Origin of the sequence: Streptomyces deccanensis (assembly GCF_022385335.1) — a bacterium.
Lineage (GTDB): Bacteria > Actinomycetota > Actinomycetes > Streptomycetales > Streptomycetaceae > Streptomyces > Streptomyces deccanensis.
The window spans coordinates 7,477,238-7,500,322 of sequence record NZ_CP092431.1; the positions used below are offsets into that span (position 1 = coordinate 7,477,238).

General features: G+C 72.1%; 22 protein-coding genes. 13 read left to right on the forward strand and 9 right to left on the reverse strand.

What is annotated here, in order from left to right:
- Positions 1 to 47: 47 nt before the first annotated feature.
- From rimO to L3078_RS33205, 6 genes are all read left to right on the forward strand, one after another.
- A complete protein-coding gene (gene rimO, locus L3078_RS33180) occupies positions 48 to 1,529 on the forward strand; it encodes a 30S ribosomal protein S12 methylthiotransferase RimO (RefSeq protein WP_239757596.1) in 1,482 nt (493 codons plus the stop codon).
- Positions 1,526 to 2,272, forward strand: a complete 747-nt coding sequence (gene pgsA / locus L3078_RS33185; protein ID WP_239757597.1) for a CDP-diacylglycerol--glycerol-3-phosphate 3-phosphatidyltransferase — start codon at positions 1,526 to 1,528, stop codon at positions 2,270 to 2,272. The genes rimO and pgsA overlap by 4 nt, the downstream gene beginning before the upstream one ends.
- The gene (locus tag L3078_RS33190; protein ID WP_239757598.1) at positions 2,269 to 2,814 is read left to right on the forward strand and encodes a CinA family protein; all 546 of its coding nucleotides are present in this window, start codon (positions 2,269 to 2,271) and stop codon (positions 2,812 to 2,814) included. Before pgsA ends, L3078_RS33190 begins: the two co-directional genes overlap by 4 nt.
- A 109-nt stretch (positions 2,815 to 2,923) precedes the next feature.
- On the forward strand, positions 2,924 to 3,301 hold the full coding sequence (locus L3078_RS33195) for a helix-turn-helix domain-containing protein (protein WP_005481441.1): 378 nt from the start codon (positions 2,924 to 2,926) through the stop codon (positions 3,299 to 3,301).
- Between the two features lie 197 nt (positions 3,302 to 3,498).
- Entirely contained in the window at positions 3,499 to 3,969 is a 471-nt protein-coding gene (locus tag L3078_RS33200; protein ID WP_239757599.1) for a Dps family protein, read from the forward strand.
- Positions 3,970 to 4,215: 246 nt separating this feature from the next.
- The gene (locus L3078_RS33205; RefSeq protein ID WP_239757600.1) at positions 4,216 to 4,506 is read left to right on the forward strand and encodes a hypothetical protein; all 291 of its coding nucleotides are present in this window, start codon (positions 4,216 to 4,218) and stop codon (positions 4,504 to 4,506) included.
- Here L3078_RS33205 and L3078_RS33210 read toward each other — a convergent pair.
- From L3078_RS33210 to L3078_RS33220, 3 genes are all read right to left on the reverse strand, one after another.
- Positions 4,454 to 5,218 (reverse strand): SDR family NAD(P)-dependent oxidoreductase, encoded by a 765-nt coding sequence (locus tag L3078_RS33210; protein ID WP_239757601.1) that lies wholly within the window; start codon positions 5,216 to 5,218, stop codon positions 4,454 to 4,456. The two genes, L3078_RS33205 and L3078_RS33210, sit on opposite strands and share 53 nt — an antisense overlap.
- Positions 5,219 to 5,250: 32 nt before the next feature.
- The gene (locus L3078_RS33215) at positions 5,251 to 6,117 is read right to left on the reverse strand and encodes an Fpg/Nei family DNA glycosylase (protein ID WP_239757602.1); all 867 of its coding nucleotides are present in this window, start codon (positions 6,115 to 6,117) and stop codon (positions 5,251 to 5,253) included.
- 125 nt (positions 6,118 to 6,242) lie between these two features.
- Complete coding sequence (locus L3078_RS33220; protein WP_239757603.1) at positions 6,243 to 11,153, reverse strand: ATP-dependent helicase; 4,911 nt, start codon at positions 11,151 to 11,153, stop codon at positions 6,243 to 6,245.
- Between the two features lie 236 nt (positions 11,154 to 11,389).
- Here L3078_RS33220 and L3078_RS33225 point away from each other — a divergent pair, with 236 nt between their 5' ends.
- The 3 genes from L3078_RS33225 to L3078_RS33235 are packed head-to-tail and all read left to right on the forward strand — an operon-like array spanning position 11,390 to position 13,460.
- The gene (locus L3078_RS33225) at positions 11,390 to 12,298 is read left to right on the forward strand and encodes an AraC family transcriptional regulator (protein WP_239757604.1); all 909 of its coding nucleotides are present in this window, start codon (positions 11,390 to 11,392) and stop codon (positions 12,296 to 12,298) included.
- A gap of 29 nt (positions 12,299 to 12,327) precedes the next feature.
- Positions 12,328 to 13,155 (forward strand): AzlC family ABC transporter permease, encoded by an 828-nt coding sequence (locus tag L3078_RS33230; protein ID WP_239757605.1) that lies wholly within the window; start codon positions 12,328 to 12,330, stop codon positions 13,153 to 13,155.
- On the forward strand, positions 13,152 to 13,460 hold the full coding sequence (locus L3078_RS33235) for an AzlD domain-containing protein (RefSeq protein WP_239757606.1): 309 nt from the start codon (positions 13,152 to 13,154) through the stop codon (positions 13,458 to 13,460). The genes L3078_RS33230 and L3078_RS33235 overlap by 4 nt, the downstream gene beginning before the upstream one ends.
- 118 nt (positions 13,461 to 13,578) lie before the next feature.
- Here the strand turns inward: L3078_RS33235 and L3078_RS33240 are convergent, their stop codons facing one another.
- Complete coding sequence (locus L3078_RS33240; RefSeq protein WP_239757607.1) at positions 13,579 to 14,523, reverse strand: hypothetical protein; 945 nt, start codon at positions 14,521 to 14,523, stop codon at positions 13,579 to 13,581.
- A gap of 79 nt (positions 14,524 to 14,602) precedes the next feature.
- Between L3078_RS33240 and L3078_RS33245 the strand changes: the two genes are divergently transcribed.
- From L3078_RS33245 to recX, 4 genes are all read left to right on the forward strand, one after another.
- Positions 14,603 to 14,797, forward strand: a complete 195-nt coding sequence (locus L3078_RS33245; protein ID WP_045561144.1) for a DUF3046 domain-containing protein — start codon at positions 14,603 to 14,605, stop codon at positions 14,795 to 14,797.
- A gap of 94 nt (positions 14,798 to 14,891) precedes the next feature.
- The gene (locus L3078_RS33250; protein ID WP_420864128.1) at positions 14,892 to 16,274 is read left to right on the forward strand and encodes an AI-2E family transporter; all 1,383 of its coding nucleotides are present in this window, start codon (positions 14,892 to 14,894) and stop codon (positions 16,272 to 16,274) included.
- A gap of 258 nt (positions 16,275 to 16,532) precedes the next feature.
- Complete coding sequence (gene recA / locus L3078_RS33255) at positions 16,533 to 17,663, forward strand: recombinase RecA (protein WP_239757608.1); 1,131 nt, start codon at positions 16,533 to 16,535, stop codon at positions 17,661 to 17,663.
- Between the two features lie 3 nt (positions 17,664 to 17,666).
- Complete coding sequence (gene recX / locus L3078_RS33260) at positions 17,667 to 18,563, forward strand: recombination regulator RecX (protein ID WP_239757609.1); 897 nt, start codon at positions 17,667 to 17,669, stop codon at positions 18,561 to 18,563.
- Between the two features lie 89 nt (positions 18,564 to 18,652).
- Here the strand turns inward: recX and L3078_RS33265 are convergent, their stop codons facing one another.
- The 5 genes from L3078_RS33265 to L3078_RS33280 form a co-directional block, all read right to left on the reverse strand.
- Positions 18,653 to 19,192 carry a cupin domain-containing protein gene (locus L3078_RS33265; RefSeq protein ID WP_239757610.1) on the reverse strand — a complete coding sequence of 180 codons (540 nt, stop codon included), beginning with the start codon at positions 19,190 to 19,192 and terminating at the stop codon, positions 18,653 to 18,655.
- Between the two features lie 80 nt (positions 19,193 to 19,272).
- Positions 19,273 to 19,320 (reverse strand): hypothetical protein, encoded by a 48-nt coding sequence (locus tag L3078_RS45000; RefSeq protein ID WP_309506048.1) that lies wholly within the window; start codon positions 19,318 to 19,320, stop codon positions 19,273 to 19,275.
- 168 nt (positions 19,321 to 19,488) lie between these two features.
- A complete protein-coding gene (locus L3078_RS33270) occupies positions 19,489 to 21,186 on the reverse strand; it encodes an FAD-dependent monooxygenase (protein ID WP_239757611.1) in 1,698 nt (565 codons plus the stop codon).
- Between the two features lie 198 nt (positions 21,187 to 21,384).
- Complete coding sequence (locus L3078_RS33275) at positions 21,385 to 22,317, reverse strand: amino acid ABC transporter permease (protein ID WP_239757612.1); 933 nt, start codon at positions 22,315 to 22,317, stop codon at positions 21,385 to 21,387.
- The gene (locus L3078_RS33280; RefSeq protein ID WP_275593186.1) at positions 22,314 to 22,991 is read right to left on the reverse strand and encodes an amino acid ABC transporter permease; all 678 of its coding nucleotides are present in this window, start codon (positions 22,989 to 22,991) and stop codon (positions 22,314 to 22,316) included. Before L3078_RS33280 ends, L3078_RS33275 begins: the two co-directional genes overlap by 4 nt.
- Positions 22,992 to 23,085 lie beyond the last annotated feature (94 nt).

Below are 23,085 nucleotides of genomic sequence, written 5' to 3' on the forward strand. Positions count from 1 at the left end.
AACCCCGTCGACGTGGGCTGTCACTGGGACGAAGTAGTCTTGAGCCCATGCCTGAACGCCGTACCGTCGCACTCGTCACTCTTGGCTGCGCCCGTAACGAGGTGGACTCGGAGGAGCTCGCAGGCCGCTTGGAGGCGGACGGCTGGGAGCTCGTCGAGGACGCCGAGGAAGCGGACGTCGCGGTCGTCAATACCTGTGGCTTCGTCGAGGCCGCCAAGAAGGACTCCGTCGACGCCCTGCTGGAGGCCAATGACCTCAAGGGACACGGCAGAACCCAGGCCGTCGTGGCGGTCGGCTGCATGGCCGAGCGGTACGGCAAGGAACTGGCCGAGGCGCTGCCCGAGGCCGACGGCGTGCTCGGCTTCGACGACTACGCGGACATCTCCGACCGTCTGCAGACCATCCTGAACGGCGGCATCCACGCCTCCCACACCCCGCGCGACCGGCGCAAGCTGCTGCCGATCAGCCCGGCCCAGCGGCAGGAGTCCGCGGCCGAGGTCGCGCTTCCGGGGCACGCCCCCGTCGATCTTCCGGAAGGCATCGCTCCGGCCTCGGGGCCGCGTTCCCCGCTGCGCCGCCGCCTCGACGGCTCACCCGTCGCCTCCGTGAAGCTCGCCTCCGGCTGCGACCGCCGCTGCTCCTTCTGCGCCATCCCCTCCTTCCGCGGCTCCTTCATCTCCCGACGCCCCTCGGACGTGCTGAACGAGACCCGCTGGCTGGCCGAGCAGGGCGTCAAGGAGATCATGCTGGTCTCCGAGAACAACACCTCGTACGGCAAGGACCTGGGCGACATCCGGCTGCTGGAGTCCCTGCTGCCCGAGCTCGCCGAGGTCGACGGCATCGAGCGCGTGCGCGTCAGCTACCTCCAGCCCGCCGAGATGCGGCCCGGCCTGATCGACGTGCTCACCTCCACCCCCAAGGTCGCGCCCTACTTCGACCTCTCCTTCCAGCACTCCGCCCCCGCGGTGCTGCGTTCGATGCGCCGCTTCGGCGACACCGACCGGTTCCTGGAGCTGCTGGACACCATCCGCGGCAAGGCCCCCGAGGCCGGCGTCCGGTCCAACTTCATCGTGGGCTTCCCCGGTGAGACCGAGGACGACCTCGCGGAGCTCGAGCGGTTCCTGAACGGCGCGAGACTGGACGCCATCGGTGTCTTCGGATACTCCGACGAGGAGGGCACCGAAGCGGCGACGTACGAGAACAAGCTGCCCGAGGACGTCGTCGCCGAGCGGCTCGCGCGGGTCTCGCGCCTGGCCGAGGAACTGGTCTCGCAGCGCGCCGAGGAGCGCGTCGGACAGACCGTGCGCGTGCTGGTCGAGTCGGTCGACGGCGACGAGGGCGCCTACGGCCGCGGCGCGCACCAGGCGCCCGAGACGGACGGCCAGGTGCTGTTCACGAACGGCGAGGGCCTGAGCGTCGGCCTTATGGTCGAGGCGAAGGTGGTCGACACGGAAGGCGTCGACCTGGTGGCCGAGGTGCTCCCGGGCTCGCTCGCCTCCCCCGCGTGTACTGAGGAGGCGGCCAGATGACGGGAGTCCCGGCATCCGCGGCGGGCGGCACCTCCGGCGCCAAGAGCGCGGCGAGCGCCTCCGGCGTTCCCGGCGCCCCGGGCGCCGCCGCCTCCAGCGCTGCCGGGGAGACGCGACCCGTCCGTGGCGGGAAGCTGGGAGCCGCTGCCGTCGATCAGGCCAGCCTCTGGAACATCGCGAACATCCTGACCATGGTCCGCCTGGTCCTCGTGCCGGGCTTCGTCGTCCTGATGCTCATGGACGGCGGATACGACCCGGTCTGGCGGGCCTGGGCCTGGGCCGCCTTCGCCGTCGCCATGATCACCGATGTCTTCGACGGTCATCTGGCCCGGACGTACGACCTCGTCACCGACTTCGGGAAGATCGCCGACCCCATCGCCGACAAGGCGATCATGGGCGCCGCCCTGATCTGTCTGTCCTACCTCGGCGATCTGCCGTGGTGGGTGACCGGTGTCATCCTCGGCCGGGAGCTGGGCATCACCCTCCTGCGCTTCGTCGTCATCCGGTACGGAGTCATCCCCGCGAGCCGCGGCGGCAAGCTGAAGACCCTGACCCAGGGCATCGCCGTCGGGATGTACGTGCTGGCACTGGAGGGCCCCCTGGCCACTCTGAGGTGGTGGGTGATGGCCGCGGCGGTCATTCTGACCGTGGTCACCGGAATCGACTATGTGAGACAGGCCATTGTGCTGCGCCGGCGCGGAACCGCCGAGCGCGAAGCCGCGGCGGAGGGAGCGGAACGTTGACATCCACGGCCGCCGAAGTGCTGCGACTACTGACCGTGAGGGGGGAGACGGTCGCCGTCGCGGAGTCGCTGACCGGTGGTCTGGTCGCGGCCGCGCTCACCGCGGCCCCCGGGTCCTCCCAGGCCTTCCGGGGCTCGGTCACCGCCTACGCCACCGAGCTCAAGCACCAGTTGCTGGATGTCGACGCCACCCTCCTGGACCAGCGCGGAGCGGTGGATCCGCAGGTCGCGGCGCAGATGGCGGACGGCGTCCGCAAGGCGCTCGGCGCCGACTGGGGGATTTCGACCACCGGCGTCGCGGGCCCGGAGCCACAGGACGGCCGGCCCGTCGGCACGGTCTACGTGGCCGTCGCCGGACCGTCCACAGCCGGATCCGGCGTATCAGGTGGCGGGAAAGTGTCGTCGTTGCGGTTGAACGGCGGCCGGGCGGAAATCCGTATGGAGAGTGTACGGAGCGTACTCGCACTGCTCCTGGAGGAGCTTGCGGGCGAACAGACCGGGAATGAGCGGGCACAGGATACGGAACAGAACGGGGGGACTTGATGTTTGCAGCCCTGAGTGAACACAACAGCGCTCCCCGCACGGCCGCAGCGCAAGGCGGTACGGTGGGGCGTGAAGGATGCGGCTACGCGGTCCGAGGAGGGAGCCACCGATGATTCTGCTCCGTCGCCTGCTGGGTGACGTGCTGCGTCGGCAGCGCCAGCGCCAGGGCCGTACTCTGCGCGAAGTCTCCTCGTCCGCCCGAGTCTCACTCGGCTATCTCTCCGAGGTGGAGCGGGGGCAGAAGGAGGCTTCCTCCGAGCTGCTCTCCGCCATTTGCGACGCGCTGGACGTACGGATGTCCGAGCTCATGCGGGAAGTGAGCGACGAGCTCGCCCTTGCCGAGCTGGCCCAGTCCGCAGCGGCCACCGAGCCGGTGCCAGCGCCAGTGCGTCGACCGATGCTCAACTCCGTCTCGGTGGCCGGTGTGCCGCCGGAGCGGGTCACGATCAAGGCGCCCGCCGAAGCGGTGGACGTCGTCGCGGCGTGACCTGCCGCGACCGATTGCATGAGCACCGGCACGCGCCGGTGAAACGGTAGAACGAAGCGGAAGCCCCGGTCGGGGCCGCCAGGGAGACCTGGGGGTGCCGACCGGGGCTTTTGTGTTGCCTGGGGCTCCCGTTTGCCGGGGTGGCGGTGTGCGGTCATGGTGGTCCTACGGTCGTCTCAAGAATCCGGAGCGCGCTGATGTACGTGGTGAAGAGCCCGCTGTCCGAGGCCGATCTCAAGACCGTCTCCGAGGCGCTGCAAGGTGCCCTGGTCGATCTTGTCGACCTCTCCCTGGTGGCCAAGCAGATTCACTGGAACGTCGTCGGGCCGCGATTCCGCTCGGTCCATCTCCAGCTCGACGAGGTCGTGGACACCGCACGGCTGCACTCCGACACCGTCGCCGAACGCGCCTCCACCCTCGGTGTCTCGCCGGACGGGCGGGCCGGGACGGTCGCCGGGAGCAGCGGTATCGGCAGGGTGCCGGACGGCTGGGTCAAGGACGCGGACGCGGTCGGGACCTTGGTGGAGGCGCTCGGCGCGGTGATCACCCGGATGCGGGCGCGGGTGGAGAGCACGGCGGAGGCGGATCCGGTGAGCCAGGACATCTTCATCGGGATCACGGCGGATCTCGAGAAGCACCACTGGATGTTCCAGGCGGAGAACGGGTAGCGCGTGGAGTTCCGCGTGGAGAACCGGTGGCGCGTGGAGTTCGGGCGGAGAACGGGTGGCGCGGCGCGGGTGACGGGTGGGGGCGTGAGGACGGCGGTGAGTGGCTGCGGGGCGCATCGGGTGGCCCGTGGGCGCGGTCCCCGTGAGAGGGCCGTGCGTCCCTGTGCCGGTGGTGCGCCCTCTCCGGCCGTGACGAGGGCCGTCTAGCGTCGTTCTGGGGGCCCGAAGGCCTTGGAGGTGGCGGCCATGCGAATAGCTCGCTGGGGGGCGGCTCTGGGGCTCGGTGCGCTGTGGTGGTGGGGTGTGCTGCGACTCGCGCTGGTGCCGGACGCCGGCGCGGTGGAGGGGGCGGTCGCGGCCGGGGGGTGGGGGCTGAGTCTCCTGCCTGTCCACTGCGTGCCGAAGCGGGCGCGGGAACGGTCGGGGGGCGCGTCAGGGGGCGCGAGGGGTGGTCCTGTTCTGGGGGGCACGGTGGGGGCCGTGGTCACCAGGGCATGGCCACCCCGCCGTTCGGACGGAGGATCTGGCCGGTCGTGAACGCCGATGCGTCGGAGGCCAGGTGCAGCACGGCATGAGCGATGTCGTCGGGCTCGCCCACCCGGCTCAGCGGTGACAGCCGGGCCATGCGGGACTCGGTCCGCGCCTGCGCCTCGCCGTCGTGCCGGTCGGTCATGGGGGTACGGACCCAGCCCGGCGCCACGGCGTTGACGCGGATGCCGTGCGGGCCGACCTCGGTCGCCAGGGTCTTCGTCAGCTGGACCACCGCCGCCTTGGTCACGCCGTAGCAGAGGAGTCCGGGACCGCCGGTGTCGACGGCGCCGGAGGCCATGGTGACGATGCTGCCGCGTGTCTCGTCGGCGATCATCCGGCGGGCGGCTTCCTGGCAGGCGTGCAGCACGCCCTTGAAGTTGACGCTCCACACCCGTTCCAGGTCCTCGTCGCGGGTCTCCAGCACCGGGCTGCTGTGCATGATCCCGGCGATCGCCGCCATCACATGGAGCCGCTCGCAGGCGGCCACCGCGCGCGCGAGCTGTGCGCGGTCGGTGACGTCGAGGTGGTGGACGTGGGCGGTACCGTTCCCGGCCTTGATCAGGGTCGCCGTCTCGTGCAGGCCCTGCGCGTCGCGGTCCGCGCAGTGCACCGTGGCGCCCGCCTCGGCGAGCAGTACCGCCGACGCGCGGCCGATACCGCTGCCGGCGCCGGTGACGAACGCGGTGCGGCCGGTGAGGTCGTACGCCGGGATGGGCATGAGGCGACGGTACGAGCGTTTCTGACGGTCCGTCAATCAGATGTGCGGCGTCGGGTTCCGTGTGCGGTGCGGGGGTGCGCGCGAGACGTTCTGGCGGTGCCGGGCGCCGGTGCCGGTCCCGATTGGCAGGTGGGGCACCAGTAGGTGGGGCGTTCCCGGGAACCGTCGCCCTGGTCGGCCGCGCGGACGGGGGTCTGGCAGCGCAGGCACGGCCGAGGGGCCCGGCCGTACACGAACAGGTCGTGATGGCGGTGGCCGGTGGTGCTGCGGATCGGGCGGTCGCGGTTGGCTTCGAGGAGCTTCTTGGCGAGGACGGGCAACCGGGCGGCGAGGTCCTCGGGAAGGGCGCCGACGGGGAGCCAGGGGGTGACCCGGAGCAGGAAGCAGAGTTCGCTCTTGTAGACGTTGCCGATGCCGGCGAGATTGCGCTGGTCCAGCAGTGCCTCGCCGAGGGGGCGCGCGGGGTCGCTCAGGAGGTTGGTGAGGGCTCGGTCGGGGTCCCAGTCCGGTCCGAGCAGGTCGGGGCCGAGGTGGCCGACGGCGCGGGACTCGTCGACGGTACGGATCAGCTCCAGCACGGGGAGGCGGTAGCCGACGGCCGTGCGGTCGACGGTGCCCAGGATGGCGCGGATCTGGTGCGCCGGGCCGCCGCGCCAGCGCTCGTCGTTGCCGTACACCTTCCAGGAGCCGTCCATCCGCAGGTGGGAGTGGAGGGTCAGGCCGCCTTCGATGCGGGTGAGGAGGTGCTTGCCCCGGGGGGTGACGTCCAGGACGGTGCGGCCGGTGAGGTCGGCCGTGGCGAACTTCGGGACCCTCAGGTCGGAGCGGGACAGGACCTTGCCGGCGAGGGCGGTGTCGAGTCGTCTCGCCGTCTGCCAGACGGTGTCACCTTCGGGCATGGGTCAAGGGTGGCATGTCGGGGGACCGGGTGCTCCGGGGACGGCTGGTCGTCCTCGTGGCACGGAGGGGCGTGGGGGCGCACGGTGGCGGCGCTTCGTGCCCCTGATGTGGGGGCTCTCACGGGTCACGCTCGGATGCGCAGGCCACGGGGGGTCGCGATGAAGCCTGCTCCTTCCAGGAGGGGGCCGTGGGGGGAGGTGAGGGCGGAGGTGCCGTTCACGCGCTCCACCGTGATCGTGCCCAGGGAGCCCGCGCGTGCCGCCGCCGAGAGGGCTTCGGCGGCCGGGCGCAGGCGGGGGTCCTCCAGGGGTCTGGCATCGGGGTCGGCGGGCCAGGCCAGGAGGGTCTTGCCGCCGCGCTCCATGTAGAGGGTCAGCTCGCCGTCGACCAGGACGACCAGGGAGCCCGCCTTGCGGCCCGGTTTGTGCCCGGCCTCGGTGGGGGGCTCGGGCCAGGGGAGGGCGGCGCCGTAGGCGTTCGCGGGGTCCGCGGCGGCGAGGACGACGGCTCGCGGGGAGGGCGTGGAGCGGGTGCGGTTCGGGGCGCGGCCGGTGCGGTGGTACGGGTCGGCCTGGGCGGGCGTGGGGTGTCCGTCCGGAGTGCCGTTCGGGGTGCCGACGGGAGTGTCGGGAGTGTACGGGGAGTCGAAGTCGAGGTTCAGGTCGGGAGCACCGGGGTCGACGGGGGTGAAGGAGGCGGCGTCGATGAAGGTGTCCCACGAGGGCAGGGGCTGTGCTGTGGGGTGGGCCTCGTCGGCGGAGGTGTACGGGGCGGGGCTCGGCACGGGCTCGTTGCGTTCGCGGGCGTTGGACACCGCGCGGAGGCGGTCCACGGCGCCGTCCATCGCGAACTGGGCGGCACCCAGGCCCTCGACGACGTAACCGCGGCGGGCCTGGCCGCTCTCCTCGAAGACGGACAGGACGCGGTAGACCGCTGAGAAGCCGCCCTCGACCCCCTCGGCGCCGACCGCGCCCCGGGTCACGACACCGTGGCGGTCGAGGAGGGTGCGGGCCAGGGCGTGGGCGCGGACGGTGGGATCGGGCTCATGGGCGGGGAGGAGGGACCAGCGGCCGGCGACCGTGGGCGGGCCCGTACGGGACTGGGGGCGGGGGGCAGCGGTCAGGGAGCCGTACCGGCCGCGCGGGACCGTGCGCTTGGCGCGGTGGGCGGTGGAGCCCGCGGTGCGGCCCGAGCCGAGGAGGGAGCGCATGGGGGTGAGCGTGTCGTTGGTCAGCCGGCCGGACCAGGCCAGGTCCCAGACGGCGTCGGCCAGTTGGGGGTCGGTGGCGTCGGGGTGGGTGGTCGCGCGGACCTGGTCGGCGATCTGGCGGAAGAAGAGGCCGTAGCCGCCGGAGAGGGCGCTCAGGATCGACTCGTGGAGCGCGGTCAGTTCCAGGGGGTGAGGCGGTGGGAGGAGGAGGGGGGCCGCGTCCGCCAGATACAGCGAGACCCAGCCGTCCTTGCCGGGGAGGGCTCCGGCCCCGGCCCAGACGACCTCTCCGGCAGCGGTGAGTTCGTCGAGCATCGCGGGGCTGTAGTTCGCCACCCGCGAGGGCAGGACCAGCTTCTCCAGGGCGGAGGCCGGCACGGAGGCGCCCTGGAGCTGTTCGATCGCGCGGACCAGGCCGTCGACGCCGCGCAGTCCGTGGCCGCCGCCCACGTGCTGCCACTGGGGCAGGAACTGGGCGAGCGCGGCGGGCGGCACCGGCTCCAGCTCATGGCGCAGGGCCGCGAGAGAACGGCGGCGCAGGCGGCGCAGCACGGCCGCGTCGCACCACTCCTGGCCGATGCCCGCCGGGTGGAACTCGCCCTGCACGACACGGCCGTTCGCCGCCAGACGGTGCAGCGCGCCGTCCGTGACGGCCGCGCCGAGGCCGAAGCGGGCGGCTGCCGTGGCCGAGGTGAACGGGCCATGCGTGCGGGCGAACCGGGCGAGGAGGTCGCCGAGGGGGTCCTTGACCGGTTCGGTGAAGGCCTCCGGGACACCGACCGGCAGGGCGGTGCCGAGCGCGTCCCGCAGGCGGCCCGCGTCCTCGATCGCCGCCCAGTGGTCGGTGCCGGCGACGCGGACGCGGATGGCGCGGCGGGCCCTGGCCAGCTCCGGCGCCCACTGCGGCTCGGCGCCGCGCTCGGCCAACTCGGCGTCCGTGAGGGGGCCGAGGAGGCGGAGCAGGTCCGCGACGCCTTCGGCGTCCTTGACGCGTCGGTCCTCGGTGAGCCACTGGAGCTCCCGCTCCAGCTCGGTCAGCACCTCGGCGTCGAGCAGCTCCCGCAGCTCCGCCTGGCCCAACAGCTCGGCGAGCAGCCGGGAGTCCAGCGACAGGGCGGCCGCGCGGCGCTCGGCGAGCGGGGAGTCGCCCTCGTAGAGGAACTGCGCGACGTAGCCGAAGAGGAGGGAGCGGGCGAAGGGGGAGGGCTCCGGGGTGGTGACCTCGACGAGGCGGACCTTGCGGGACTCGATGTCGCCCATCAGCTCGGCGAGGCCGGGGACGTCGAAGACGTCCTGCAGACATTCGCGGACCGCTTCCAGGACGATCGGGAACGAACCGAACTCGCTCGCGACCTGGAGCAGTTGGGCCGCGCGCTGGCGCTGCTGCCACAGGGGCGTGCGCCTGCCGGGGTTGCGACGGGGCAGCAGGAGCGCGCGGGCGGCGCACTCGCGGAAGCGGGAGGCGAACAGGGCCGAGCCGCCCACCTGGTCGGTGACGATCTGATCGATCTCGCCCTTGTCGAAGGCGACGTCCGCCGCACCGAGCGGGGCCTGCTCGGCGTCGTACTCCGTGCCCGCCTTCATGGGCTCCATGTCGAGCAGGTCCAGGCCCATGAGGTCGGCGTCGGGCAGGCGCAGCACGATGCCGTCGTCGGCGTGCATCACCTGGGCGTCCATGCCGTACCGCTCGGAGAGCTTGGCGCCGAGGGCGAGCGCCCAGGGGGCATGCACCTGGGCACCGAAGGGGGAGTGGACGACGACCCGCCAGTCGCCCAGCTCGTCGCGGAAGCGTTCGACGACGATGGTGCGGTCGTCCGGTACGTGGCCGCAGGCCTCGCGCTGTTCGGCCAGGTAGGAGAGCACGTTGTCCGCGGCCCAGGCGTCGAGTCCGGCGGTCAGCAGACGGAGTCGGGCGTCCTCCTCGGACAGGGACCCCACCTCGCGCAGGAACGCGCCGACCGCACGGCCCAGTTCGAGCGGGCGGCCGAGCTGGTCGCCCTTCCAGAACGGCAGGCGGCCCGGGACGCCCGGCGCGGGGGAGACCAGCACCCGGTCGCGTGTGATGTCCTCGATCCGCCAGGAACTGGTGCCGAGGGTGAACACGTCCCCGACCCGGGACTCGTACACCATCTCCTCGTCCAGCTCACCGACCCGGCCGCCGCCCTTCTTGGGGTCGGAGCCCGCGAGGAAGACCCCGAAGAGGCCCCGGTCCGGGATCGTGCCCCCGGAGGTGACGGCGAGCCGCTGGGCGCCGGGGCGGCCCGTGATCGTGCCGGCGACCCGGTCCCACACCACGCGCGGGCGCAACTCGGCGAAGGCGTCGGACGGATAGCGGCCCGCGAGCATGTCGAGGACGGCCGTGAACGCGGACTCGGGGAGCGAGGCGAACGGGGCCGCCCGGCGGACGGTGGCGAGGAGGTCGTCGAACTGCCAGGTGTCCATCGAGGTCATGGCGACGATCTGCTGCGCCAGGACGTCCAGGGGGTTGCCCGGGATCCTCATGGACTCGATGGAGCCGCTGCGCATCCGCTCGGTGACCACGGCCGACTGCACCAGGTCGCCCCGGTACTTGGGGAAGACCACGCCCGTGGAGACCGCGCCCACCTGGTGCCCGGCCCGGCCCACGCGCTGCAGGCCCGAAGCGACCGACGGAGGTGACTCCACCTGGACGACGAGGTCCACCGCGCCCATGTCGATGCCCAGTTCGAGGCTGGAGGTGGCGACCACGGCCGGCAGCCGACCCGCCTTCAGATCCTCCTCGACCAGGGCGCGCTGTTCCTTGGAGACCGAGCCGTGGTGGGCGCGGGCGAGGACCGGGGGCGCTCCCTGGGCCGCGCCCGAACCGCCCATCAGCTCGGCCGGGGCGTGGTGTTCGTCCAGGGGTTCGCCGGTGGCTCGCTCGTACGCGATCTCGTTGAGCCGGTTGCACAGGCGCTCCGCGAGGCGCCGGGAGTTGGCGAAGACGATCGTGGAGCGGTGGGCCTGGACGAGGTCGGCGATCCGCTCCTCCACGTGCGGCCAGATCGACGGCCGCTCCGCGCCCTCGTTGGCGTCGGCGACGGGGGAACCGCCCAGCTCCCCCAGATCCTCCACCGGCACGACCACCGACAGGTCGAACTCCTTGCCGGACGGCGGCTGGACGATCTCCACCCTGCGGCGCGGGGAGAGATAGCGCGCGACCTCGTCGACGGGCCGCACGGTGGCGGACAGGCCGATACGGCGGGCCGGCCGGGGCAGCAACTCGTCGAGGCGCTCCAAGGTGAGGGCCAGGTGAGCGCCGCGTTTGGTGCCCGCGACCGCGTGCACCTCGTCCAGGATCACCGTCTCCACGCCCGTGAGCGCGTCACGGGTGGCCGACGTCAGCATCAAAAACAGCGACTCGGGGGTGGTGATCAGGATGTCCGGCGGGCGGGTCGCCAGGGCCCGGCGCTCGGCGGCCGGGGTGTCCCCGGAGCGGATGCCCACCTTCACCTCCGGCTCGGGCAGTCCCAGGCGCACCGATTCCTGGCGGATGCCGGTCAGCGGACTGCGCAGGTTCCGCTCCACGTCCACCGCGAGGGCCTTCAGCGGTGACACGTACAGCACCCGGCAGCGCTTCCTCGGGTCGGCCGGGGGCGGGCTCGACGTCAGCTGGTCCAGCGCGGCCAGGAACGCGGCCAGCGTCTTGCCGGAGCCGGTCGGGGCGACCACCAGCACGTCCGAGCCCTCGCCGATCGCCCGCCACGCCCCGGCCTGGGCCGCGGTGGGCGCGGAGAAGGCCCCCGTGAACCAGCCACGGGTGGCGGGGGAGAAGCCGTCGAGGGCTCGATCTGCGGAGCTGACCATGCCCCCATCCTGCACCCGACCACTGACAACGGCCCGGACCTGGGCAAACGGCTCGGAGTGGGACGGGATGAGGGGGCGGGATGAGGGGGCGTGGTGCGGAGGAGGGCGGACGGGGGTGAGGCGGTCGGCGGTGAGGCTGTTGGCGGTGAGGCGGTCGGGTGAGGCGGGCGGGGGTGGATGCGGCCGGGCGGGGGCCTGTGGGCGTTCGCCGTTCGGGGCGGCCGCAGAATGGGGGTATGGCGGGTTCGATGGAGCGGGCGAGGCACTGGCGGTACGCGGAGCTGCCCGGGGTCGACCTGCTGCGAGCGAGGTACGTCCAGAAGAAGTTCGTGCGGCACACCCACGAGAACTTCGTGATCGCGGCCATCGCCGACGGCCTCGAGGTGTTCCACCACGGCGGTGCCGATCAGTACGCGGGCCCGGGCACCCTGGCCCTCGTCAACCCGGACACTCCCCACACCGGTCGCGCCGGTGTGCCCGAGGGCTGGCGGTACGGCGCCGTCTACCCGTCCCCGGACGTGGTGGCCGAGATCGCCGCCGAGACCACCACGATCCGCGGCACCCCCAGCTTCGTGCATCCGGTGCTCGACGACCCGTACGCCGCCGGCCTCGTCCATCAGGTGCTGCGGGCCGTCGACGAGGGCAACGCGTTGGCCGCGGACACCCTGCTGCGGGTCGCCGTGACCCGGCTGCTGCGCCTGAACGGCGGTCCACTCCCCCAACGGCCCGTCCGTACGGCCGGCACCTCCGCCGCGGCACGCGCGCGTGCGGTGCTGTCGGAGCGGATGGCCGACCCGCCGACCCTGGCGCAGCTCGCATCCGACCTGGGCACCAGCCCCTTCGCGCTGCTGCGGGCCTTCCGCGCGGCCTACGGCATGCCCCCGCACGCCTGGCTGACCGACGCCCGCGTGCGGCGGGCGCGGAGCCTGCTCGACGCGGGCACGGCTCCGGTCGATGCCGCCGTCGCCGTCGGCTTCACGGATCAGCCGCACCTCAACCGCCACTTCAGCCGGATCGTGGGCGTGCCTCCGGGGGCCTACCAGCGCGAACGCATCGGTGGTCCCGACGGCGGGCGGGGGCGGGAGGAGCGCGCGCCCGGACACACGGACGGCGCGCGGGGGCGCAAGAACGTACAAGACCGATAGCGCCGCCGGCTCGTACCGTCCGGGGCGTGGTGAGTGAACAGACAGGTCTCGCGGAGACACGGGACGACGGTGGCGGCACGAAACCCGACGGAGCGGTCGTCCGGGACGCCCTGGGAGTGGGGGTGGCCGTCGGTTTGTCCGGGTTCGCCTTCGGGGTGACCTCGGCCGGCAGCGGACTCAGCCTGCTGCAGACCTGCGCGCTGAGCCTCCTGGTGTTCACCGGGGCCTCCCAGTTCGCTCTGGTGGGCGCGCTCGCGGCCGGCGGCAACCCCTTCACGGCAGCCGCCGGGGCCTTCTTCCTGGGCGTGCGCAACGCGTTCTACGGGCTGCGTCTGTCACAGATGCTCGCCCTCCCGCGCGCGGTGCGGCCGTTCGCCGCCCAGTGGGTCATCGACGAGACCACGGCCGTCGCCCTCGCCCAGCCCACCCGGCGTGCCACCCGCATCGGCTTCGCCGTCACCGGGCTCAGCCTCTACGTGCTGTGGAACCTCACCACGCTGCTCGGCGCGCTCGGTGCGGAGGCCCTCGGCGACACCGATGCCTGGGGGCTCGACGCGGCCGGGCCCGCTGTCTTCTTGGCCCTTCTCGCGCCGATGCTGAAGACCGCGGGGGAACGGGCCGTCGCGGGCGTCGCCGTCGTCCTGGGGCTGGGCCTGCTGCCGGTCCTGCCCGCCGGGGTCCCGGTCCTGGTCGCCGCGAGTGCCGCCCCGATCGTCCTCTGGGTGGAGGGGCGCCGCCGCAGGACCGACCGCCCAGGGGGCGAGGCACGTGGTGAGGCACGTGGTGAAGACGCCGGTGGGCAGCGTCCGCAGGGCGAGGACGGTATGCGCGGCGACACGCAGGGGGACGAGCGGTGAACGTCTGGATCGCGGTCGTCGTCACCGCCGTCGGCTGCTACGCGGTCAAGCTGATCGGCCTGCTGGTGCCGGAGGGCGTCCTGGAACGCCCCCTCGTGCAACGCCTCGCCGCCCTGCTGCCGGTGGCCCTTCTCGCCGCCCTCACAGCCCAGCAGACCTTCGCCGACGGTCACGACCTGGTGGTGGACGCGAGGGCCGCGGGGCTCGCCGCGGCCGCCGTGGCGCTGCTCCTGCGGGCCCCCTTCCTGGTCGTCGTGGCCGCGGCGGTGCTCGTGACGGCGGGGGCGCGGGCGATCACGGGCTGACGGTCGCCGTGGCTGTCCGTACGGCACGCACGCACACGCACGCAGGCATACGCACACGCGCGTGCCGGATGCACTCACGTGTGCGCGTGCGTGCCGACAAACCCCCAGCCGGCAGGCCTCAGCCGATCGGCCGCCCGTACGCGCGCAACGTACGCAGCGCCTCGATCGTCACGATCGGGCGGCTCTCCATGGCCGTGCTCGGGGCCCACTGACGCCAGCGGATCGGCCAGCCGCCGTCCTCCGCCTGCTCGCCCGCCAGGAAGTCCAGGGAACGGGACATCTCCTCGTCGGTGAACCACGCGCGCGCGAGGGACTCCGGGGTGGGCGCGAAGTCGTGCGGGTAGTGGTGCTCGCCCGGTGCGTAGCCGGCGGACACGGGGAAGTCGTGCGGCCGCTCCGGATCCAGCGCGGCGAGCCGGTGCTCGCGCACCAGGCGGCCGAGCCGGTCGGCGGCCGCCCGCGCGCGCGGGCGGTCCGGCACCGACTCCAGGAACGCCACGGCGGCATGGACCTCGTAGGGGTGCGACTTCTCCAGGGTTTCGACCGCCTGCCAGCAGAAGTCGGTGGCCCGGAACAACCACGCGTGCCACACCTGGTTGCGGTGCAGCAGACCCACCACGGGCCCGGTGGCCAGCAGATCACTGGGTGGGTCGTCGACGATCGGCACGAACGGGGCCGCGGGATAGCCGCGCTGGCTGGGGTGCACTGCGGGGAGCGCGCCGTCGGAGGTCGACACCGAGGTCAGATAGCGGCACGCGCGCTCCACCCGCTGTCCGCCGCAGCGCCCGATCGAGTCCAGGACGCGCAGCGCGTGCCCGGTGTGCAGCGGCTGGCTCACGGGTCCGCGCAGATCGGGTTCGAGCGCGTGCCCGTACCCCTCGTCGGCGTTGCGGTAGGCGGCCAGCGCGGTCTCCACCGCGTCGGCGCTCCCCTCCAGGAAGTGGTAGGCGAAGCGGCGCTGCTCCAGCACGCGCGCGGTCAGCCAGACGAACTGCTCGGCGCGAGCCAGCGGGGTCTGCGCCGGGGACGACGAGGGGAGTGGGGATGCTCCGGTTTCGGCCATGGCTCCGACCGTAGGGCGGAAAGCGGTATCGGAAGGCCGTCCCGTGAAGGCCCACCCCCTGGGGCGGGATACTGGACTCATGCGGTTGACGGTCTTCTGGCAGCGGATGGCGGAGCACTTCGGTGCGGGGTACGCCGAAACCTTCGCGCGCGATCATGTGATGTCCGACCTCGGCGGACGTACGGTCCACGAGGCGCTGGACGCGGGCTGGGAGGCCAAGGACGTGTGGCGCGTGGTGTGCGCCACCATGGGCGTTCCGGCTGAAAACCGCTGAAAGGCCCGGGACTTCACCACGTGGACGTCGATCGTTGCGCCGGAGGATCCGGGGGCGGCGACTGATTGTCGGTGGCGTGGGCGAGACTTGGTGCGTGGCCCCCACAGACGAGACCGCGAGGTTGCAGCAGCAGGTACCCCCGTCCGGCACGACACCGCCCACCGGCCCCCCGGCCGGCCCGGGACCCGGCGCCGCGCCGAGCGGCCGTATGCCGCGCTGGCTGCCGCGCGCGATGGTGCTCGCGCTCTCCCTCGTAGCCGTCTTCCAACTGGGCAGCTGGGCGTTCCACCAGCTGATCGGGCTGCTCGTCAACATCCTCATCGCGTTCTTCCTGGCGCTCGCGATCGAGCCCGCGGTGAGCTGGATGGCCTCGAAGGGGTTGCGCAGGGGCTTCGCGACCTTCCTGGTCTTCCTGATCACACTGGTCGGGGCCGCGGGCTTCGTCACCCTGCTCGGCTCGATGCTCGCCGGCCAGATCATCAAGATGGTCGAGGACTTCCCGGCGTACCTCGACTCCGTCATCAGCTGGATCAACACCAGCTTCCACACCGAGCTCAAGCGGGTGGACATCCAGGAGGGGCTGCTCCGCTCCGACTGGCTGCAGAAGTACGTGCAGAACAGCGCCACGGGCGTCCTCGACGTCTCCGCGCAGGTGCTGGGCGGCCTCTTCCAGCTGCTGACGATCGCGCTGTTCTCGTTCTACTTCGCCGCCGACGGACCGCGGCTGCGGCGGGCGCTGTGCTCCGTGCTGCCGCCCGCGAAGCAGGCCGAGGTGCTGCGCGCGTGGGAGATCGCCGTGGACAAGACCGGCGGCTATCTCTACTCGCGCGGGCTGATGGCGCTGATCTCCGGCGGGGCGCACTACGTCCTGCTGGAGTACCTCGACGTGCCCTACGCGCCCGCGCTCGCGGTCTGGGTCGGCCTGGTCTCGCAGTTCATCCCCACCATCGGCACCTATCTCGCGGGCGCCCTGCCGATGCTGATCGCCTTCACGGTCAACCCGTGGTACGCGCTGTGGGTCCTGGTCTTCGTGGTCATCTACCAGCAGTTCGAGAACTACGTGCTGCAGCCCAAGCTGACCGCCAAGACCGTGGACATCCACCCGGCCGTCGCCTTCGGGTCGGTCATCGCGGGCACCGCTCTCCTCGGTGCCGTCGGCGCGCTCATCGCCATTCCCGCCATCGCCACCCTGCAGGCGTTCCTCGGGGCGTACGTGAAGCGGTACGACGTCACGGACGACCCCCGGGTGCACGGCCACCGCAGCCGGGGCTCCCGCAACCCCCTCGCGCGTCTGCGTACGCGGCTGGAGGAGAAGGCGGACCGGCACCGGCCGACGAGCCGACCGACGGACGACGCAGGCGACGACACCCGGGACGACGCCGGGCCGGAGGGCGACGCGGGTTCGGAGGGTGGCGCCGGGCCGGAGGGTGGCGCCGGACCGGAGGGTGACGCGGGGCCGGAGCGCGGTACTCCGTAGGGCGCGGCCGCCCGAGAAGGTGCCTCGGCGAGGACATGCGGAAGTCCTCCGGACGGCTCGTGGTGTCGCTTGACACTAAAATCGAACATCCATTCTTATGGAGGCTCCGGCGCGGCTGTCGACGGGAGTTCGACAGGGTTTTCGTGGAGAAGTGCCCGAGTTATCCACAGGCCGGGCGGGCGTCGGGGCCCATTGTCAGTGGCAGGCGTTAGCGTCTTTCACGTGAAGCGATCGACTCAAGCAAACCGGGTGGAACCCATGGCAGGAACCGACCGCGAGAAGGCGCTCGACGCCGCGCTCGCACAGATTGAACGGCAGTTCGGCAAGGGTGCGGTGATGCGCCTCGGCGAGCGGCCGAACGAGCCCATCGAGGTCATCCCCACCGGGTCGACCGCACTGGACGTCGCCCTCGGCGTCGGTGGCCTGCCGCGCGGCCGCGTGGTGGAGGTGTACGGCCCGGAGTCCTCCGGCAAGACGACCCTGACCCTGCACGCGGTGGCGAACGCCCAGAAGGCCGGCGGCCAGGTGGCCTTCGTGGACGCCGAGCACGCCCTCGACCCCGAGTACGCGAAGAAGCTCGGTGTCGACATCGACAACCTGATCCTGTCGCAGCCCGACAACGGCGAGCAGGCCCTGGAGATCGTGGACATGCTGGTCCGCTCCGGCGCCCTCGACCTCATCGTCATCGACTCCGTCGCCGCGCTCGTCCCGCGCGCGGAGATCGAGGGCGAGATGGGCGACAGCCACGTGGGTCTGCAGGCCCGTCTCATGAGCCAGGCCCTGCGGAAGATCACCAGCGCGCTCAACCAGTCCAAGACCACCGCCATCTTCATCAACCAGCTCCGCGAGAAGATCGGCGTGATGTTCGGCTCCCCGGAGACCACGACCGGTGGCCGGGCGCTGAAGTTCTACGCCTCGGTGCGTATCGACATCCGTCGTATCGAGACCCTGAAGGACGGCACGGAGGCGGTCGGCAACCGCACCCGCTGCAAGGTCGTCAAGAACAAGGTCGCGCCGCCCTTCAAGCAGGCCGAGTTCGACATCCTCTACGGCCAGGGCATCAGCCGTGAGGGCGGCCTGATCGACATGGGCGTGGAGCACGGCTTCGTCCGCAAGGCCGGTGCCTGGTACACGTACGAGGGCGACCAGCTCGGCCAGGGCAAGGAGAACGCCCGTAACTTCCTGAAGGACAACCCCGATCTCGCCAACGAGATCGAGAAGAAGATCAAGGAGAAGCTGGGCGTCGGCGTCCGGCCCGAGGAGCCCACCGCCGAACCGGGCGCGGACGCGGCGGGCGCGGCCCCGACCACCGCTGACGACGCCGCGAAGGCGGTGTCCGCTCCGGCTGCCAAGGCCACCAAGACCAAGGCCGCGGCGGCGAAGAGCTAGTCCGTGACGCGCAGAACGGACTGGGGCGAGTACGCGTATCCCGGTGCTCCCGAGGGCCGGGGGCGCGGGGGTACCGGCGGGGGGACCGGGGGATTCGGCGCGCACGAGGACGAGGACGGCCACGAGGGCTTCCGGTCCTACGACAGCGACGGTGACGGCGACGTCGCACGGGGGGAGGACGGATCGCGCTCCGGTGCGGGCCCGGCCGTCGGCGGTCGTCGGCGTGGTGGCGGCCCCACGCGCGGTGCGGGCGGTGCGGACGGCGACGCGCGTGGCAGGCGCGGCGGCCGCAGCGGTCGGCGGCGTGGCTTCGGGGAAGCGGGCGACGGCCCGGACGACGGGGGACCGCAGGACGGGGGTTCGTCTTTCTCGTCGAGGGCCGAGAAAGGCGAGTCCTCAGGGGACCCGGCTGAGCGGGCGCGCGCGATCTGCCTGCGCCTGCTCACCGGGACCCCGCGCACCCGTAAGCAACTCGCGGACGCCCTGCACAAACGCGAGATCCCGGAGGATGTGGCGGAGGAGGTGCTGTCGAGGTTCGAGGAGGTCGGGCTGATCAACGACAGCGCGTTCGCCGACGCCTGGGTGGAGTCCCGGCACCACGGTCGGGGCCTGGCCCGACGAGCCCTCGCCAGGGAGCTGCGCACCAAAGGTGTCGACTCGGCCCTGATCGACGAGGCCGTCTCCCAGCTCGATTCGGAGCAGGAGGAGACAACCGCGCGCGAGCTCGTCGCCCGCAAGCTGCGCTCCACCCGTGGCCTCGATCGTGACAAACGCCTCCGCCGGCTCGCCGGCATGCTCGCCCGCAAGGGCTACCCCGAGGGCATGGCCCTGCGAGTGGTCCGGCAGGCGCTGGAGGAAGAGGGGGAGGAGACGGAGGGGCTGGAGGACGAGGGGTACTGAGGCGAGGGGGGAGCGAAGGGTACGGGGAGAGGGAGCGGGGGGGCTTCGAGGAGAGGAAGCGGGCCGGGGGCCGCTTGGGCCCCCGGGGCTCACTGCCAGTCCGACGGGCGCTCCACGTGCTCCAGGCGCAGCACCTGCCCCGTGCGGCTGAAGCGGCGGATGCGGGGGAGGGGCGGGTAGTAGGCGTGGACGGAGATCGCGTGCTCCTCGGAGGACTCGTTGAGCACCTCGTGGACATGGTGGTGTCCGAAGGAACGGCCCTTGCCGGCGGGCAACTGCCGCTCGCGGTCGACGCCTTCGGTGAGTTCGAGGGTCTTCCAGCCGTCGGTGGGCAGCCGGGCGGCGAGTGAGTACTCCTTGAGTTCGCCGGCGGCGGTGACGAAGGCGCCCACCGAGTCGGCGTGGTCGTGCCAGCCGGTCCCCGTGCCGGGCGGCCAGCCGATGAGCCAGGCCTCGCTGCCGCCGGGACCTTCGAGCCGCACCCAGGTGCGGCCCTCGGGGTCGAGCGGGAGTGAGGCGATCAGTTCGGCGTCGGCGGCGGTCCGGCGAACGAAGTCGAGCAGTTCCGCCTGCGTGGGGGCGGAGGCGGTCGGAGCGGAAGCGGGGGGAACAACGGGGGACACAGACACGGGTACCGTCCTGAAGTGCGTTCGCTGGGGAGCGCGCGGCTGCACACGGGTGGCGCGCGCGAAAGAAGAGGGATGCGAAGTCAGCAGGACGGACGACACACGCAGCCCGCATAGCGGACGAGGTCCATATGGACCCTCCGCCACAGGCGCGTAGAGGTGTCGGTCACGGACCGGAGTACACCATGACCGGGCTGGGTGGTCAACTCACCGTCACTATGTGGACACACAGTGACGGCCGTCGATCGGTCCGGCGCCTCTCAGCGCGGGACAGGGCGTCTCCGAGGGCAAGTCGGCGCTCAGCACGCGCTCGTGGCCGCGTCGCTGTCGCTGGTCTCGGGCTGCTGCTTCGCCCCGCCCAGTGTCGCTTCCGCGGCCGCGTACAGGTCGGCCGGGCGCACGCCGCTCAGGGCGGTGACGAGGTAGCCGTCGGGGCGGACGAGGAGGACGGTGTGGGCGGCGGCGCCCGGGTAGGCCTCGGCGACCAGCAGTTCGGCGGGCCGCGGCAGGGCGGAGACGGCGGCGGCGAGACGGGGCATGATCCCGGCGCTCATCCAGTGCTTGCGCTCCCACACCCCGGTGCCCGGCGCGATCAGCACGACCAGCAGAGCCCCGCGTCCGAGCCGGTCCCGCAGCGGTACGAAGGTGCCGTCCTCCGCCGTCACCTCCACATCCACGACCTGGGTGCCCGGCAGTGTGTCGACCGGAGTCTCCGCGGCGGCGCGTGGAGGCATGAGAGGCGAGTCGGAGTACGCCCCCGGCGCGCCCAGTGCCCCGCGCCCCAGGTGTCCGTCGGCCAGCAGCGCGTCGTGGCCCCGGCCGGAGCCGGGGACGTAGGACCGCAGCCCCTTGCCGCCGCGCAGCAGGGGCAGTACCTGGTCGGCGGCGCGCAACCGGGCGGCGACGACCGCGCGCCGTTCCGTCTGGTAGCTGTCGAGCAGGGTCTCGTGGGGGCCGTGGTGCCAGGCCAGGGCCAGTTTCCAGGCGAGGTTGTCGGCGTCCCGCAGTCCCTCGTCCAGACCCTGGGTGCCGAGTGCCCCGAGCAGGTGGGCCGCGTCGCCGGCGAGGAAGACCCGGCCGACCCGCCAGCGCCGGGCGAGCCGGTGGTGCACGGTGTGGACGCCGGTGTCCAGCAGGTCGTAGGGCGGTGTCGAGCCGCCTGTCCAGCCGGCGAGGGTCTCGCGGACGCGGGCCACGAGGAGTTCGGGCGTCACCAGGTCCTTGCCCGGTGGCAGGAGCCAGTCGAGGCGCCAGAGACCCTCGTCGAGGGGTCGCGCGGTGATCTCCCCGCCGGACGGGCCCGCCGTGCGCCACGGTGGCATGCGGTGCAGCAACGCTTCGCCCGGCCAGGGGAGTTCGGCGCGCAATGCCGCCACCGCGTGTCGTTCCACCGCCGTACGGCCGGGGAAGCGGATGTCCTGGAGCTTGCGGACCGTGGAGCGGGGGCCGTCGCACCCGACCAGGTAACTGCCGCGCCACCAGGTGCTCTTGGGGCCACGGGTGTGGGCCGTGACGCCGGACTTCTCCTGTTCGAGGGCGTCGAGCCGGCTCTCCACGGCGATCTTGACGAGCCGCTCACCGGCGATGGCCTCGCGCAGGGCGGCGGTCAGGACGTGCTGGGCGATGTGGAGCGGGGGGAGGTCGGCGGAACCCTCCACGACGGCGTCGTGGCCGCCGCGGGCGGCCTTCGCGCCGTCCCGGGGCGGGATGCCCGGCTCCTCGAAGTCGGCTTCCCCGAACCTGACCTGACGCATCACCTGCTTGCGCCGCATCGACCGCCATCCGGCCCAGCGGAAGCCGATCCGGGAGAGCGGGGCTCCGGACAACCGTTCCAGCAGTGCGGCCGTGTCCTCGTTCAGGACGACCGTCCGTGCGAGCCGCTGCTCGTCCTTCCCCGGTCCCTCGTCGAGGACCACGGACGGGACGTCCTGGCGCGCCAGCGCGAGGGCGAGCGTGAGCCCCACGGGCCCCGCACCGACGATGATCACCGGATCCACGGCGCGGCGCCCCCTGCCCGACGCGACGTCCCGGCGGACGTGGGTGAACAGGAAGTTGGAGCAGGGTGCACGATCACAGAACGTATGCAACCCATTGCCGGTGCTTGCGTCAAGTGACGGAGGGCAGTGGCGATCATGCCACTGCCCTCCGGGGAGCGAATCGGGGGACATCCTGGGGGGATGTCACCTGATCACCTGTCAGGTGCCTGCTTCGCCATCGCCATCGCCGCCGGCGACACCGCCCATGCCGACGCCTGCGCCCGCGCCGGTCGCCGCGGTGCCCTCGATCGCCGCCGGGCCCAGCACCACCCCGGTCGACTTCTTGCCCCGCCGCAGCCGCTGCTCCAGCCAGCTCGCGAAGCTGGTGATGATGAAGTTCAGGACGATGTAGATGATCGCGACGACGACGAAGCTGGGCACGACGTTGGCGTACACCGCCGCCAGCGTCGCGCGTCCGCTGAGCAGTTCGGTGAACCCGATCATCACGCCGCCGAGCGCGGTGTCCTTCACGATGACCACGAGCTGGCTGACGATGGCCGGCAGCATCACGGTGACGGCCTGCGGCAGCAGGATGGAGGACATCGTCTGGCCCTTGCGCAGACCGATCGCCTGGGCGGCCTCCGTCTGGCCCTTGGGCAGGGCGAGGATACCGGCGCGCACGACCTCGGCGAGGACCGAGGCGTTGTACAGCACCAGACCGGCAACGACCGCCCAGAGCTGCCGTTGCTCGGTGGTGACGTTCATCGAGCGGGCGATGACCTCGTTGGCGAACAGCATCAGCAGCAGGACCGGGATGGCCCGGAAGAACTCGACCACCGCACCGGCCGGGATGCGGACCCACAGGTGGTCGGAGAGGCGTGCGATGCCGAAGAGCGCGCCGAGGGGCAGGGCGATCACGATGGAGAGCGCCATGGCCTTGAGCGTGTTGACGAGACCGGGCAGCAGATACGTCGTCCAGGCCTCGGAGGTGAAGAACGGCTTCCAGAGCTTCCACTCCAGCTGGTTCCTGCTGTCCAGCGCTCCCCAGAGCCACCACGCGAGGAGGGCGAGCAGGACGACGAAGACCACCGTGAGGATCACGTTGCGCCGTTTGGCCCGGGGGCCGGGGGCGTCGTAGAGAACGGAGCTCATCGCTTCACCGCCAGTCGCTTGCTCAGCCAGCCCAGGATCAGGCCGGTGGGAAGGGTCAGAACCACGAATCCGAAGGCGAAGATCCCACCGATGAGCAGAGTCTGCGCCTCCTTCTCGATCATGCCCTTCATGAGGTAGGCGGCCTCCCACACACCGATCGCCGCGGCCACGGTCGTGTTCTTGGTCAGCGCGATCAGTACGTTGGCCAGCGGTCCGATGACGGACCGGAACGCCTGCGGCAGCACGATGAGGCCGAGGACCTGGCTGAAGCTCAGTCCGATGGCGCGTGCCGCCTCGGCCTGACCGACGGGAACGGTGTTGATGCCGGAGCGCAGCGCCTCGCAGACGAAGGCCGCGGTGTAGGCCACGAAACCGAGAATGGCGAGTCGGAACGCCGTGAGCTTGACGTCGTTGCCCGCGCCCATCGTCACCCGGAAGATGTCGGCGAGGCCGAGCGAGGTGAAGACGATGATGACGGTCAGCGGGATGTTCCGCACGACGTTCACATAGACGGTGCCGAAGCCGCGCATGAGGGGCACGGGGCTGACGCGCATGGCGGCCAGCAGGGTTCCCCAGATCAGGGAGCCGATGGCTGAGAAGACGGTGAGCTTGACCGTCATCCAGAACGCACCCAAGAAGGTTGGGTCGTTGTAAGTCGAAAGGAAGTCGAACACTGTCTCCCGCGCTTCCGGGTGTGTGGCATACGTGGCAGGCGCAGAGCGCCGCCGCCCTGACCGCGCCTTGCGGCGGGCGGCGGCGCGACAACGA

Coding starts and splice junctions, on each gene's coding strand:
- rimO (WP_239757596.1), top strand. CDS start 48: ATGCCTGAACGCCGTACCGTCGCACTCGTCACTCTTGGCTGCGCCCGT.
- pgsA (WP_239757597.1), top strand. CDS start 1,526: ATGACGGGAGTCCCGGCATCCGCGGCGGGCGGCACCTCCGGCGCCAAG.
- L3078_RS33195 (WP_005481441.1), top strand. CDS start 2,924: ATGATTCTGCTCCGTCGCCTGCTGGGTGACGTGCTGCGTCGGCAGCGC.
- L3078_RS33200 (WP_239757599.1), top strand. CDS start 3,499: ATGTACGTGGTGAAGAGCCCGCTGTCCGAGGCCGATCTCAAGACCGTC.
- L3078_RS33205 (WP_239757600.1), top strand. CDS start 4,216: ATGCGAATAGCTCGCTGGGGGGCGGCTCTGGGGCTCGGTGCGCTGTGG.
- L3078_RS33210 (WP_239757601.1), bottom strand. CDS start 5,218: ATGCCCATCCCGGCGTACGACCTCACCGGCCGCACCGCGTTCGTCACC.
- L3078_RS33215 (WP_239757602.1), bottom strand. CDS start 6,117: ATGCCCGAAGGTGACACCGTCTGGCAGACGGCGAGACGACTCGACACC.
- L3078_RS33220 (WP_239757603.1), bottom strand. CDS start 11,153: ATGGTCAGCTCCGCAGATCGAGCCCTCGACGGCTTCTCCCCCGCCACC.
- L3078_RS33225 (WP_239757604.1), top strand. CDS start 11,390: ATGGCGGGTTCGATGGAGCGGGCGAGGCACTGGCGGTACGCGGAGCTG.
- L3078_RS33240 (WP_239757607.1), bottom strand. CDS start 14,523: ATGGCCGAAACCGGAGCATCCCCACTCCCCTCGTCGTCCCCGGCGCAG.
- L3078_RS33245 (WP_045561144.1), top strand. CDS start 14,603: ATGCGGTTGACGGTCTTCTGGCAGCGGATGGCGGAGCACTTCGGTGCG.
- recA (WP_239757608.1), top strand. CDS start 16,533: ATGGCAGGAACCGACCGCGAGAAGGCGCTCGACGCCGCGCTCGCACAG.
- L3078_RS33275 (WP_239757612.1), bottom strand. CDS start 22,317: ATGAGCTCCGTTCTCTACGACGCCCCCGGCCCCCGGGCCAAACGGCGC.